General features: G+C 70.0%; 13 protein-coding genes. 6 read left to right on the forward strand and 7 right to left on the reverse strand.

What is annotated here, in order from left to right; genetic code table 11:
• Positions 1 to 11 precede the first annotated feature (11 nt).
• A complete protein-coding gene (locus tag Nocox_RS38515) occupies positions 12 to 893 on the reverse strand; it encodes a helix-turn-helix domain-containing protein (protein WP_020544899.1) in 882 nt (293 codons plus the stop codon).
• 478 nt (positions 894 to 1,371) lie between these two features.
• On the opposite strand from Nocox_RS38515, the gene Nocox_RS38520 reads away from it, so the two are divergent.
• The 3 genes from Nocox_RS38520 (at position 1,372) to Nocox_RS38530 (ending at position 3,235) form a co-directional block, all read left to right on the forward strand.
• Complete coding sequence (locus Nocox_RS38520; protein WP_157383217.1) at positions 1,372 to 2,208, forward strand: tetratricopeptide repeat protein; 837 nt, start codon at positions 1,372 to 1,374, stop codon at positions 2,206 to 2,208.
• Positions 2,209 to 2,270: 62 nt separating this feature from the next.
• Complete coding sequence (locus Nocox_RS38525) at positions 2,271 to 2,735, forward strand: PPOX class F420-dependent oxidoreductase (protein WP_020544898.1); 465 nt, start codon at positions 2,271 to 2,273, stop codon at positions 2,733 to 2,735.
• Positions 2,736 to 2,830: 95 nt separating this feature from the next.
• Positions 2,831 to 3,235, forward strand: coding sequence for a hypothetical protein (locus tag Nocox_RS38530; RefSeq protein WP_020544897.1), 405 nt, complete (start codon positions 2,831 to 2,833; stop codon positions 3,233 to 3,235).
• An 8-nt stretch (positions 3,236 to 3,243) separates the two neighbouring features.
• On the opposite strand, the gene Nocox_RS38535 is transcribed toward Nocox_RS38530, so the two are convergent.
• From Nocox_RS38535 to Nocox_RS38550, 4 genes are read right to left on the reverse strand one after another with little or no spacing between them, the layout of a single operon-like run.
• Positions 3,244 to 3,675 (reverse strand): hypothetical protein, encoded by a 432-nt coding sequence (locus tag Nocox_RS38535; RefSeq protein WP_157383216.1) that lies wholly within the window; start codon positions 3,673 to 3,675, stop codon positions 3,244 to 3,246.
• A gap of 19 nt (positions 3,676 to 3,694) precedes the next feature.
• Positions 3,695 to 4,960: a hypothetical protein gene (locus Nocox_RS38540; RefSeq protein ID WP_026214693.1), complete on the reverse strand. Its 1,266-nt coding sequence runs from the start codon at positions 4,958 to 4,960 to the stop codon at positions 3,695 to 3,697.
• Positions 4,961 to 5,000: 40 nt separating this feature from the next.
• The gene (locus Nocox_RS38545) at positions 5,001 to 5,543 is read right to left on the reverse strand and encodes a MarR family winged helix-turn-helix transcriptional regulator (protein WP_211212735.1); all 543 of its coding nucleotides are present in this window, start codon (positions 5,541 to 5,543) and stop codon (positions 5,001 to 5,003) included.
• Positions 5,544 to 5,572: 29 nt separating this feature from the next.
• On the reverse strand, positions 5,573 to 6,703 hold the full coding sequence (locus tag Nocox_RS38550) for a PP2C family protein-serine/threonine phosphatase (RefSeq protein ID WP_157383215.1): 1,131 nt from the start codon (positions 6,701 to 6,703) through the stop codon (positions 5,573 to 5,575).
• 255 nt (positions 6,704 to 6,958) lie between these two features.
• Here Nocox_RS38550 and Nocox_RS38555 point away from each other — a divergent pair, with 255 nt between their 5' ends.
• Both Nocox_RS38555 and Nocox_RS38560 read left to right on the forward strand, forming a co-directional pair.
• Positions 6,959 to 7,381, forward strand: coding sequence for an anti-sigma regulatory factor (locus tag Nocox_RS38555; protein ID WP_020544892.1), 423 nt, complete (start codon positions 6,959 to 6,961; stop codon positions 7,379 to 7,381).
• A gap of 113 nt (positions 7,382 to 7,494) precedes the next feature.
• Positions 7,495 to 8,331, forward strand: a complete 837-nt coding sequence (locus Nocox_RS38560; RefSeq protein ID WP_020544891.1) for a hypothetical protein — start codon at positions 7,495 to 7,497, stop codon at positions 8,329 to 8,331.
• On the opposite strand, the gene Nocox_RS38565 is transcribed toward Nocox_RS38560, so the two are convergent.
• Positions 8,328 to 10,157, reverse strand: coding sequence for an ABC transporter ATP-binding protein (locus Nocox_RS38565; protein WP_020544890.1), 1,830 nt, complete (start codon positions 10,155 to 10,157; stop codon positions 8,328 to 8,330). The two genes, Nocox_RS38560 and Nocox_RS38565, sit on opposite strands and share 4 nt — an antisense overlap.
• Complete coding sequence (locus Nocox_RS38570) at positions 10,157 to 12,013, reverse strand: ABC transporter ATP-binding protein (RefSeq protein ID WP_020544889.1); 1,857 nt, start codon at positions 12,011 to 12,013, stop codon at positions 10,157 to 10,159. The genes Nocox_RS38565 and Nocox_RS38570 overlap by 1 nt, the downstream gene beginning before the upstream one ends.
• A 343-nt stretch (positions 12,014 to 12,356) precedes the next feature.
• Here Nocox_RS38570 and Nocox_RS38575 point away from each other — a divergent pair, with 343 nt between their 5' ends.
• Positions 12,357 to 13,121 (forward strand): transposase family protein, encoded by a 765-nt coding sequence (locus Nocox_RS38575; protein ID WP_219495520.1) that lies wholly within the window; start codon positions 12,357 to 12,359, stop codon positions 13,119 to 13,121.
• The last annotated feature ends 55 nt before the right edge of the window (positions 13,122 to 13,176 follow it).

The raw sequence follows: 13,176 nt of genomic DNA on the forward strand, positions 1-13,176 counted from the left end.
CGCATGCCGGGTCAACCGGCCATGGAGCGCATGTCCGCGCTCAGCTTCGCGAGGAAATCCCTCGCCGCTTCCCCGTAAATCGCCATGTCGCCGAGCAGCGCCCATTGCCGTCGATACAACGCGACATCCTCCGCGTTGCGGGCGGTCAACCTCATATGCGTAACCTCGACTTCCACGAAGCTGTCCTCCACGCTTCCGTCGCTTTCGTACAGCGTGAATCCGTGCGAGGGGCAGACGAGGAATTCACCGTCCTGGGGAATCAGCCCGATGCTCACGTTCTCCAGCGTGGCCACCGACGCGATGCGGTCGAGTTGCGCCAGGAGGAGCCGGACCGGCCCCGGCCGGCAACGCAACGCCGCCTCGGTTATCAGGAACTCGAAGGACCGGTTCTCGTCGTACAGCGCCACCTGGCGCTGGAGCCGCGCCGCGACGACCGTGGGCAGGTCACCCTCCACGTACGGCGGGTCGAAGAGCGTGAAGACGCGACGTGCGTACTCGGCCGTCTGCAGCAGTCCCGGGACGAGTGACGGCTGAAAGACGCGGATCAAGCGTGCCTGGTCCTCCTGCTCCCGGATCTGGTCCTGGAGGTGGGTCTGCTGCTGCAGAGCCGTCCGCCACGCGTGCATCTCGACGAAGACGGCCTGCGTCAGGTCGGCGAGCTGTTCGCGCGTCTCCGACGGCGCCTCCACCGCGTCCCCCCAGGCCGTCACCTCGGGCAGCGAGGGGATCACGCTGCCGGACTCGATCCGCGAGATCTTCGACTGGCTGATGCCGATCCGGCCGGCCAGGTCTCTTCCCGATATTCCTGCCAGGTCGCGCAGCCGTCGCAACTCCGTGGCGAGCCGCTCGCGCTTGCTGCGCGGCTTCCCCATCTCCTCTGAGAGGTCTTCCATGGATCCCCGATCCCGTCGGGCGATGCGCCCGGTAGATATGATTCAAATCGATGCGAAACGATACAGCGGCCAACAAGACGTGAGCATCAGCGCCATCCACTCCATACCAAATGGGCATTGGCATGTCACAAGAAGTCCCTGCTTGCGGACCCAAGAGCCCGATGTCCAGATAAGGGACGATCGATGCGATTCAGGGCGATTCTGTGATTGCCGGGACCTACGAGCACGATGATGATGCGTCCAACCCGCGCACCGCCGCCACATCTCCCGACAGATCCGGACGATCCCGGAGCGAATCGCGCCTGTCCGGACGTATCCGGCCTCGTCCGGACACGTCCCATCCTGAGTCCAGAGTCAGCGCAACCGATCTGGGACCAAGCCGGATAGGGCGATCGCGTCAAGCTGGCGGCCAGATGATGCCAATATGACCTACATCACCACGCGAACATCGAAGATCACTCAGTTTCGGTTCGGAGCGATGGCCGAGAAACTTCGTACTACGGCACTGGACGCCTTCGTCGATCAGCTGAACGAGCTGGTCGCCCTGGCCGGCTCTCCCACGCTGTCCGAACTGCGAAAAATCTCCCGCAACAGCAGCAGAGATCTGGCGGAAAGCACCACGCACGACATCCTGACCGGCAAGCGCAAACGGGCGCCCGACTGGCCGTGGGTGCACTCCTTCGTGACCGCGTGCTGCACGGCTGCCGAGAGAACCGGGCTGGACGTGGGTCCGCTGGACGACATCAAGACCTGGCACCACCTGTGGCGGGCGGCCCGCGAGGCCCCTGCCGGACCTGCGGAGTCGCCTCCCGTACCGGCCGTGCTCACGGCCCCCGAGGAGCAGCCGGTGCGCGAGGATCTGCTCAGGGCCCTGGGCCGGATCGGACTCCGGCTGCTGTCACAGAGCAACCAGCATGACGGCCAGAACTGCCTGCGATTAGCGGTCGTCGCCCTGCTACGAAGCCGGCCCGAGGACGCCCGGCCATGGCTGCGGCGGGCCAGCGAGTCCGGCATCGGTGAAGCCGCGGAACTGCTCGACCACCCACGACGGCGGGAGGTCGCCGCCCAGCTCGCCTACACCTACGGACGCGACTTCGAGCAGACGTCCCCTGGCCACCTGAGCGTTGCCATGTTCTTCTACCGGCTGGCCGCCGAAGCCGGACATGTCGAGGCCGCGTACCGGCTCGGAACCGCCCACGGCAGCAGGGACGAGCAGTGGGTGGCGACGAGCTGGTTCCGCCGCGCCGCCCAGGCCGGACATCCGGAGGCCATCTCCAAGCTCAACGGCGCGGTCCACCGAAGCCGCGAAGCGTAGGCCGCCCCCGGGCAGCCGGAATGAAAGGATCGGATCACGCACGATCCGAAAGGCACCAGAAAATGGCTCCGAACATCGCCACCGCGCGCCGGGTCGACCGGCCCGAGCTGCTCGACTTCCTCCGCCCCCGGCATCACGGCCTGCTGTCGACCGTCCGCGCCGACGGCCGGCCGCAGCTCTCGCCGGTCACCTGCGGCGTGGACGCCGACGGCCGGATCGTCGTGTCCACCTATCCCGAACGCGCCAAGACCCGCAACGCCAAGCGGGACGAGCGCGTGTCCGTCTGCGTGCTGTCCGACGACTGGAACGGCCCCTGGGTGCAGGTGGACGGCCGCGCCGAGGTGCTCGACATGCCCGAGGCGCTGGACGGCCTGGTCGAGTACTACCGGTGCATCGCCGGCGAGCACCCCGACTGGGAGGAGTACCGCGAGGCGATGCGCCGCCAGGACAAGTCGCTGATCCGCGTCCACATCGACCGCTGGGGCCCGATCGCCACCGGCGGTTTCCCCGCCCGCCTGGCCCCGTAGCCGCCTGACCGGACCATTGGGCTCCAAGCCGATCGCAAGTACGGGGACCTATCTGTAGTGGGGTCCAGTTCTTTGCCCGATCACGGAGACCCCTCATGCGTCTGCTCGCCCTGTTCGCCGCCGCCGTCGTCCTCCCCCTGGCCGGGGCCGCCGCACCCGCCTCGGCCACGCCGGCGGTGTGGAAGTGGGGGCCCGTCTACTCCGCCGACGGCATGGCCGGGTCGTGGGGGAAGGGGTACATCCACCAGTTCGGCTACCTGGTGGAGGGCAAGCTGGAGGACACGCGCGGCAAGGGCTGCGCGTGGGCCGTGCTGAAGGCGCAGGACTCGCGCAACGGCCGCTGGAAGTCCTACGGCTTCTACAACTGCCGGCCGGGCGTGGGCTCGTTCAAGAAGGACTACCGCAACGTGCTGCAGATCCGCATCCAGGTCTGCCGCGGCACCGCCTCCCGGCCCACCGGCGAGTGCTCCAAGTGGAAGCCCGTGCTCAAGATGGGCTGACGCCCTCCTCAGAGCGCGTAGACCGCCAGCAGGGCGAGGCCCACGGCAAGCGCCGTGAAGCCGAGCGTCCGCGGCTGCCGGGCGGCCTCGCGGCGCGAGGACACCACCAGCGTCACGAGCACGGCCAGGGCCGCCGCCAGGTGCAGGCCGTACCAGACGCGGCCGAACAGCGCCCAGGCCACCACGCCCACCGCGAACACCATCATCACCCTGCTGTGGACCTGCCGTGCGAGCAGCCCGCCCGGCTCGTCGAAGCTCATCCTCAGGATCGACTCGTACGCGGCCGTCATCATCGTGCCGCGCAGCGGCTCGTACGCGCCCGCGTACGGCACCATCCGCCCGCTCGGCGTGTAGAGGAACGCGAGGTACACGCCGGTCAGCAGGAGGAAGACGAAGCAGTAGAGGAGCGTCTCCCCCACGAGTTGCCGGGCTCGGTCCATTCCCGAGATTTGATCACATTCAGGACAGTGCGGCGATGGCCGCGCGACTCCAGAACCCGCCGTCCGCCGACAACGTGCCGGCCGCCCACGTCGTGCCCGAGCGGGCCGACCCCTCGACCTTGAAGAACTGCGAACGCTTCAGACCGGGGATCGCCGGCAGGCGCGGCAGCGGGACCGCGGACGCGCCCGGCGCCGCGATCCGCCACGTGTCGCGCAGGCGCGGGCTGCCGGTCACGACGAGGACGCCGCCCGAGGGACCCGCGGCCAGGCGCGGACAGCAGTAGCCCCTGTCGGCGGGAGCGCTCTGCCTGCTCCAGCTCCGGCCGTCCCAGTGCAGGAGGATCGGCGGCGGATCGGCAGGCTCGTCCTCCACCTCGCCGTGGTTGAAGGTGTGCACGCCGATCGCCCACACGTCGTCGCGCTCCAGGACGAGCACGCCGTCCAGCGCGGCGCTGCCCTCGGCCGGCTTCGGCCGGGCGAAGGCGTACGCCGGGGTGGGCACCAGCCGCCAGGAGCGGCCGTCCCAGCGCATGGCGGCGGGCTGGTCCAGCTCGCTCTCGGTGACGCCCTCCCCGGAGGAGCGGAAGCCGACGGCCCACAGGCCGGCCGAGCCGGAGCCGCCCAGGGCCGACGCGAACGCGGGAAGCGGCACCCTCGTCCACGAACGGCCGTCCCAGTGCGCGGCCTCGCGGCGTCCTGGGCCGTGGACCGCCCAGGCGTCGGCGGGCCCGGCCACCGCGAAGTCGGTGACGTACGGCGACTCGATGCGCCCAGGGACCCGCCGCCAGGCGGAGCCGTCCCAGCGTACGGCCGACAGCGCCTGGACCTGGTCGTCGGCCGCGAGCTCGGGAAGCAGCAGCCAGACGTCGTCCGGGCCGGAGGCGGCGACGCGGACGTCCGCGCCCGGCGGCACCGCGGACACCCCCGGCGGCGGGTCGGCCCTGCGCCAGGCGGTGCCGTCGTGGTGGAGCAGCAGGAGCCGGTCGTTCTCGGCGCCGACGGCCCACGCCTCCCTGGGGCCGGCGGCGGTGACGTCGGTGAGGCGGGAGCCTGGCTGGTCGCTGACGTACGCGTATCGCCAGCCGCCGGCGGAGGCGGCCGGGGTGACCACCGGGCCCGGCGTCGGCGCCTCCGCGGACTGCGCCTTGCGTTCGGCCTTGGTCGGCGTACCCGTGGACAGGGGCACCGGCGCAGGCGACGGAGAACCACCCGCCCCCTGCCCGGCCGCGCACCCCGCCGCCACCAGCAGCCCCAGTGCGACCAGCAACGACGCTCCGACCCTCATCCCGTCACGCTACTCCCACCCCGCCCGCTCATCGCCGCTGTCAGGCGAGGAGGCGGGCGGCGATCTGGATCCAGTCGTCGTCCTCCTCGGGCGTCTCGCGCGCCGTCACCCGGTCGGCCGCCTCCGCGAACGCCTCCAGCCCGCGCAGCAGCGCGATCCGCCCCGCGGGCGGCATCTCGCTGAGCACCCGGGCGAGGTCGTCCCGCCGCAGCTGCTGCAGCTCCTCGATGAGGGCGCGCCCGGAGGGGGTGAGCGAGAGCGTCAGCTCGCGCCGGTCCTCCTCACAGTGGGAGCGCCGGACCAGCCCGGCCGCCTCCAGCCGGTCGCAGAGGCGGCTCGCCGACGAGGGCACCGCGCCGAGGGCCGCGGCCAGGCGGCCCAGGTTGATCGTTCCGTGCTTCTCGATGGTCAGCATGGCCTGGAGCTGGATGGAGGACACCTTCGTGACGAACGCCTGCCGTGAGCGGCCCCAGACAGCGACCAGGGCCGCCGCCTCCCTCTCGATGAGTGCCCATTCCGTCGGCGGCAGGTGGCCGACGAGGGGGTCGGACGCTTCAACAGCTGGAACAGGCTCGTCAATCACACGCTATCCACTCAATGAGGTGATGCCGGTCATGGTCGTGCTCGCCCGGGATGCGGCCCGGATGGCCTCGGCCCCGGTTTGGGGTCCGGGGTCCAGTCGAGACATACCACGACCGCATCATCCAGCACTTCCATGCCCCGCCGGAAGTCCAGCAGTCCCCGGATCATCGTCCGTACCGCCTCATCGGCCGGCTGCATCCTGGTGGACTTGATCAGTGACTCCAGTGACGAGGTGCCGAACTCCGTGCCGCTCTGGGAGCGCGAGGAGTAGAGACCGTCGCTGGCCACGATCAGCCGGTCGCCCGGCTCCAGCCGCAGATGCTGCTCGGCGTAGGCGGTGTTGCCGAACATCCCGAGCGGAAGCTGCTGCTCCAGCTCGATGTGACGGACCTGGCCGGCGCGCATGAGCAGCAGCCGGGGCGAGCCGGCGTCCACCAGGGCGGCCTCGCCGGTCACGGCGTCGAAGCTCATCAGCAGGGTGGAGACGTGGAGGTGGCCGCCGTACTGGCTGTAGATGGCCTCGTCGGCGAGGCCCGCCTGCTCCTCCAGGCCCGCGCCCGAGCGGCGGGCGTTGCGCAGCGCGGTGATGGTGAGCGTGGTGAGCATCGCGGCCTCGACCCCGGCGCCCATGCCGTCGGTGACCGAGAGGATGAGGCCGCGGGGGCCGCAGGCCCAGTCGAAGTTGTCGCCGTAGACGGCGTAGGCCGGTTCGAGCTGGCCGGCCAGGCGGTAGCCGTCGCCCTGATGGCCGAACCCGGGCAGCAGCGCCCACTGCATCTCGGCGGCGAGGGTGAGGCGGGCGGCGCGGCGGGCTCTGTGGTAGCGGTCGGTGATGCGGTCGGCGTCGCACAGGACGTGGCCGAGCGCGGAGGCGATCTCCTGGAGGTCCTCGACGACCGCCGTGCCTGGCGGCGTGGCGAAGCTCAGGCTGAGGACGCCGACCCGCTCGCCGCCCGCGCTGACGGGCAGGTACAGCAGCCCGCCTTCACGCTGGGGAGTCTGGGAGGCGAACGCGCGGCCGGCGGGGGTGCCGTCGATGGCCAGGCCGCGTTCGCCGGGCGCGAGCTCGTCCATGACGGGACGGAGCGTGATCAGCGCGGGGTCGGCCAGCAGCACCTCGACCCGTTCGACGGCGAAGTGCAGGGTCACGGCGTCACGCATCGCCTCGACCACGGCATAGGGCGGAGCGGCCTGCATAGCCTGTCGCACCGCGTGAACGCCCTCGGAAATGCTGCCCAACGCATGTCCTCTTCTCCAGGCGCGATCCTACGCGCCACCGACAAATTTGCACGATAGCAAATAACTCTGCGGTCAAGTTCGCCTCGACACGAGCCTGCGACCGGAGTGCTGATCCTATATATTTGCTACGCGACAACTAACCAGGCGGTAACCGGACGGCAAGGAGAGGATCAGGGGTTGGGTGACAGTGAGCCAGGGACGACCCGCTCGCTCCCCATCCGCGCCGAACGCGACCTGCTCACCGCCCGGCACGCGATCCGCGCGGCCTCCCTGGAGGCCGGGTTCGGGCTCATCGCCCAGACCAAGCTCATCACAGCCGCCAGCGAACTCGTACGCAACTGCTACGTCCACGGCGGCGGAGGGAGCCTGCTGATCGAGCACCTGCGGCCGCCGCCCCGGGCCGGGCTCCGGCTGACGATCTCCGACGAGGGCCCCGGCATCCCCAACCCGGACGTCGCGCTGACCGACGGCTACTCCACAGGTCAGGGGCTCGGCCACGGGCTGGGCGGGGCGAAGCGGCTGGTGGACGAGTTCCACCTGGAGAGCGCGCCGGGCCAGGGAACGACGGTCGTGATCACCCGCTGGACCGGCGACCGCTGACCGGCCCTCGCGGCTCCCTGCTGAGACGTGAAAATTTCTCACGCCATAGCGGATCTGCTCACCTTCGCCCGCGGGCCGCGCGCATCCGTACCGGGACGGTGCATGATCCGTTCATGGTGTACGAGGCGGCGGTGGAGTCGGGCCTGCCGCGGACGATCCGGCGGTTCGACCTGGTGTTCGCGGGGCTGTTCCCCTGGCTCACGCCGCTCGACGGCGAACGGCGGACCCTACGGCCGCGCTCCCGGCCGCCCATCCCCTCACTGGCCGCGCAGGCCGAGGCGTCCCTCCTGGTACGCCACGCCTCCGCGGAGCGCGAAGCCGCCGCCCGCGTCCGGCTCCCCGCGGGCGGGACCGCCGAGGAGCATCAACTGGAGGTGTGGGCCCGGCTGCTCGCCGGGTCCCTGCGGGACCAGGTGGAGGCCGAGCAGAAGGACGCCGCCTACTACTCCCGCCAGTCACCCCTGGAAGCGATCTTCCCGCTGACCGCCCACCTCATGGAGGTCCACCTGGCCGGGCGCCCGTTCCCCATGCTGCTCCCCGCCCTGCCCATCGCCGCCGCCACCCACGACCTCACCGGCCCCCGCGACCCGAGCGGCGCTCTGCTCACGGGCGTACGCACCGCGATGACCTTCTGGACAACCGCCGGCGTCCTCACTTCCACCACCCGTCACCCCGCCACCCCTGCTCACACCCCCGCCAGGGCCGAAACAGGGACAGGGACCGAAATCCGCGAGCTTGTAACCCTCTTCTGGCGGGACGACGACGCCTCCCCCGACCCCGCCGAAGCCGCCGCCCGCTTCCTCCGCCAGATCCCCCGTCACACCCTCGGCCTGATCCTGACCAGCCCACCCGTCCAGCTCACCCCACTCGGCGCGTACGGCATCCGCAGGCTGCTCCTCGCCCACAACTGGACCATCGACCAGCCGACGGACACCGCCACTGAGTCCTAGCCCTGGCCCTGGCTGACCGTTACGAACCCCGTACCCGCCCGATAGTTGGGCGACTGATGCCGGAAGTAGGTGTTGTAGACCTCGCAGTAACGCCCGCCCCGCGCCAGCAACGTCACATGATCACCCTCCTCCACGATCCGCCCGTGGTCGAGCACGATGATCCGGTCGACGTGCTCGATCGTGGACAGCCGGTGCGCGATCACGATCGACGTACGCCCCGCCAGCACCGTGTCGAGCCCTTCCTGGATCTGCGCCTCGGTCAGCGGATCGACGCTCGCGGTGGCCTCGTCGAGCACGACGATCGCCGGGTCCTGGATGAGCAGCCGGGCCAGCGCGACGAGCTGCCGCTGCCCCATGGACAGCGCCCGGCCGTGCTCGCCGACGTCCGTGAGCAGGCCGTTGGGCAGCGCGTCGATCCAGTCGCCACCACCCACGGCCGCCGCGGCCCGGCGCACTTCCTCGTCGGTCGCCTCGGGCCGCGGATAGCGGATGTTGTCGGCCACGGTGCCGCTGAACAGGAACGGCGCCTGCGGCACCGCGCCGATCTGCCGCCGGTAGGCGCCCAGCTCAAGGCTGCGGATGTCCTGCCCGTCGATGAGCAGACTGCCTTCCTGGAACTCGTAGAAGCGGGTGATCAGCTTGCTGAGCGTGGACTTCCCCGCACCCGTGTGCCCCACCAGCGCGACCGACTCCCCCGCCGCGATGGTGAGGTCGAAGTCACGCAGCACGGGGCTGGCCGGGTCGTAGCCGAAGGTGACGCCACGGAACTCGATGCGGCCCGCCGGCTTCCCCACCGGCCGCGCGTCGGTCTGCACCACGCGGGGCGGCGCGTCGATCAGCGCGAAGACCCGTTCGGACGCCGACAGTCCCTGCTGGAACTGCGACCAGAACGCCGCGATCGACGTCAGCGGGAACCAGAAGAGCGCCACGCTCTGCAGGAACAGGTACCACTCGCCCGCCGTGAGCCCACCCGCCAGCACCCGCGACCCGCCGAGCTGCACGAGCGCGACCGTGGCCAGCCCCGCCACCGTGAACAGCACCGGGAAGATCGTGGAGAAGACGAACCCCTGCCGCAGCGTCACCTCGTAGCTCTGCCGGTTGATCGGCCGGAACTCGTCGTAGACCTGCCGCTCCTGCCGGAAGTTCTTGGCGACGGCGATGCCGCCCATGGTCTCCTGCAGGTTGGCGTTGACCCGGCTCAGCGAGCGCTGCGCCCGCCGGGTGCTGATCCTCGCGATCCGCCGGAACAGCAGCGCCAGCCCGACCACGATCGGCACCACGAGCAGCGTCATCAGCGCGAGCTGCGCGCTGCGCACGAACAGCAGCACCGTCACGAAGGCGACCATCAGCACCTGGCTGATGAGGTCCATCGTCAGGGTGGAGACGGTGGCGAAGTCGTCGGTGTCGGAGGTGACCCGGCTGACGATCCGGCCGGACGGCGTCTCGTCGTAGAACGACAGGTCGCGGGCCAGCACCGCGTCGAAGGCGTCCTCGCGCAGTCGCAGCACGACGTCACCGGTGACCTGGGCGCTGTGCTTCTGCCGGAGGTAGTTGAACACCCATGACAGCACGCCGGTGCCCAGGATCGCCGCCACGAGCGCCGGGCCGGCCTCGCCGATCGTGCCGTCCGCGATGGCGTCCACGGCGAGGCTGCCGATCGCCGGAACGGCCGCCTGGCTCGCCGACAGCAGCACGATCATCGCGGCGACCAGCAGCATCGGGCCCAGCTTGGGCCGGAAGTAGGACAGGATGCGCCGCAGCAGGTCGCGGTCGTTGTAGGTGCGGTCGTAGTCCTCGGCGTCGAGACCGTCCAGGACGAAGCCCATCAGCGCACCCCACCCTGCTCGCCCGCGAACACCGGCCCACCGTCACCCTGCACGCCACCGTCACCCGGAACGCCGTCGCCCGGAATGCCGCCGTCACCCGGAACACCGTCATCGCCAGAACCGGCGTCACCGCCCTGAAGATCGACCTCGTCGTAGTGGGCGAACACCCGCCTATAGAGCCGGCTCCGCGCGATCAACTCCTCATGCGTGCCGAAGTCGACGACCTCCCCGCGCCGCAGCAACAGCACCTTGTCGGCCCACCGAATCTGCGAGAGCCGATGTGTGATCAGCAACGTGCTGCGCCCTTCCAGGATGCGCCCGACGGCCTGCTGGATCTTGTCCTCGGTCGCCGAGTCGATGGCGCTGGTGGAGTCGTCGAGCACCAGGATCGCGGGGTCGGTGAGCAGCGCCCGCGCGATGGCCAGCCGCTGCCGCTGCCCGCCGGAGAGCGTGACGCCGCGCTCCCCGATCACCGTGTCGTAGCCGTCCTCCAGCTCCGCGATGAACTCGGCGGCCTGCGCGTCCTCGGCCGCCCGCACCACCGCCTCGTGGTCGGCCCGCTGACCGAGCCCGAAGGCGATGTTCTCGCTCACCGACCGCGAGAACAGCACGATGTCCTGCTCGATCGTCGAGATCTGCGACCGCAGCGAGTCGAGGTCCCAGTCGCGTACGTCGACCCCGTCGACCAGGACGCGACCGCTCGTGACGTCGTAGATGCGCGGCACGAGCTTGGTGAGCGTGCTCTTGCCCGACCCGGTCTCCCCGACGATCGCGACCGTCTCGCCCGGCTTCACGGTGAACGACACCCCGCGCAGCGCCGGCTCGCCGTCGGCCGCGTAGCCGAAGGTGACGTCCTCGAAGACGATCTCGCCGCGGATCGGCGCGGCGTGCCCGTCGGGCCGCTGCTCGATCTCGCTCTCGGCGGTCATGACGTCGAGGATGCGGCGGGAGGAGACGATGCCGATCTGGATGAGCGAGAACGTGAAGATCGACATCTGCGTCGGGAACCCGAGCATGCCCATGAGCCCCATGAACGCGACCAGCTCGCCGACGCTGATCGCCCCGATGCCCTGCAGGTAGAGCCCGTGCCAGAGCGCCCCCGCCATCGCGAACGAGAACAGCAGCGTCGGCAGGTAGCGAGCCTGTACCAGCCCGTTCCGTACGAACGAGTCGCGGTAGCGCCGCGCGCCGGCCCGGAACCGCAGCCGCTCCTGCTCCTCCTGCGCGGTCACCTTGATCACCTCGATGCCGCGCACCGCCTGGCTCAGCCCGGCGTTGAGCTCGCCGAACTCCTCCCGCATCCGCGTCGCCACCGGGTTGAGCCTGCGCATGTAGTGCCAGAGCGCGATCACGAACACCACCGCGAACACCCCCGGCACCAGCAGCAGCCGCGGATCGATGGCCGCCATGAAGAACAGCGGCACGATGCCGGTGAGCCCGGAGTCGACGATGAGGTCGGCGCCCGGCGTGATCATGATGGAGAGCTGCCGGATGTCGTTCGCGGCCCGCGCCATGAGGTCGCCCACGCGCTGGCGGTTGTGGAAGGTCTGGCTCTTGCCGAGCAGGCTGACGTACAGCTCGTCACGCGCGTCGCGTTCCAGCCGCTTCGCCAGCACCTCGCTCGACAGCCGCGCCACCAGGTCGAACGCCCCGCGCGCGAGCACCACCGCGAGCATCGCGAGCGCGATGAACCCGAGCACGTCCAGCGGCCCGCCCCGGTGTCCGAGCACCGCGTCGAAGGCGTCACCGATGTACTGCGGCACCATGGCGTTGAGCGTGGTCATGACCACGGACCCGCCGAGGAACCCGACCAGATGGAACGGGTGCCGCCGCAGGTGCGACCAGAGCCACCGCACGGGCCCACGCCGATCGTGACGTGGGCCTGCCACGGAGAACTCGGAACTGCTGCTCGTCACTGACGCCGCCCCCGACCACGGATAGCTGACAGACTCGAACTCGCTTTCTACCACCGGCCCCCGACAATTTCCCAGCGGTTTTGCTCGCCCCGTCACCCACCTGGTCGTCGGCCACGACCACAGCCAGATGCGGGACGACCTCCACGTCGCACACAGTGAGTGTTTTCCATCCTGAAGCCGCAGGTCGCGGGCATGCTGCGCGAGTGGGTCTGATCGACAAGTAGAAGAGCCCCTGGTAGAAGGGTTGTCGACCAAGATCAACCGTTAGACCAGAGGCTCCGAGTTGCTGTTCTACCGCGCCGCGCTGCCGTTGTCACCTCAGACCCTGTCCTATCTGTCCGGCATCCTGCGCCGGCACCGCAAGACGATCAACTCGCCCTGGCGTCGCCTCAACCCCGGCCAACAAGCCCTGCTCGTCCTCGTCCACCTGCGCAAAGGCGAGACCCTGGCAGAGGTCGCCGCAGGCTTCGGCGTCGGCATCGCGACCGCCTGGCGCTACATCCATGAGGCCATCGCCCTGCTCGCCCGCCGCTCGCCCCGCCTGGAGCAGGTGTTACGCGCGGCCAAGCGGGCCGGCTACCCCTACCTGGTCCTGGACGGCACCCTCATCCCCATCGACCGCGTCGCCGCCGACCGGCCCTACTACTCCGGCAAACACAAGAAGCACGGCATGAACATCCAAATCCTGGCCACCCCCGACGGCACACCCTTGTGGACCTCCGGCTCCCTGCCCGGCTCCGTCCACGACCTCAAAGCCGCCCGGATCTGGGGCATCCTGCGCCGCCTCAAGGCCGCCGACCTGATCACCCTCGCCGACAAGGGCTACGTCGGAGCCGGCGAGCACGTACGCGTGCCCTACAAGGGCCGCAACAAGCCCGCCTCCCAGAAGGCCGCCAACGCCGCTCACGCCAAGCTCCGCGGACCGGGAGAACGGGCCAATGCACAACTGAAGACCTGGCGTATTCTGCGCAAACTCCGGTGCTGCCCACTCCTCGCAGGTCAGCTCGTCAAAGCGATCCTCGTCCTTCAGCGCCGCGAGGCGGGATGAAAAGCACTCAGTAGACAACAGTCCCCAGAATCGCGAGAATCACCCCACTACGCCC

This window comes from Nonomuraea coxensis DSM 45129 (assembly GCF_019397265.1).
GTDB lineage: Bacteria > Actinomycetota > Actinomycetes > Streptosporangiales > Streptosporangiaceae > Nonomuraea > Nonomuraea coxensis.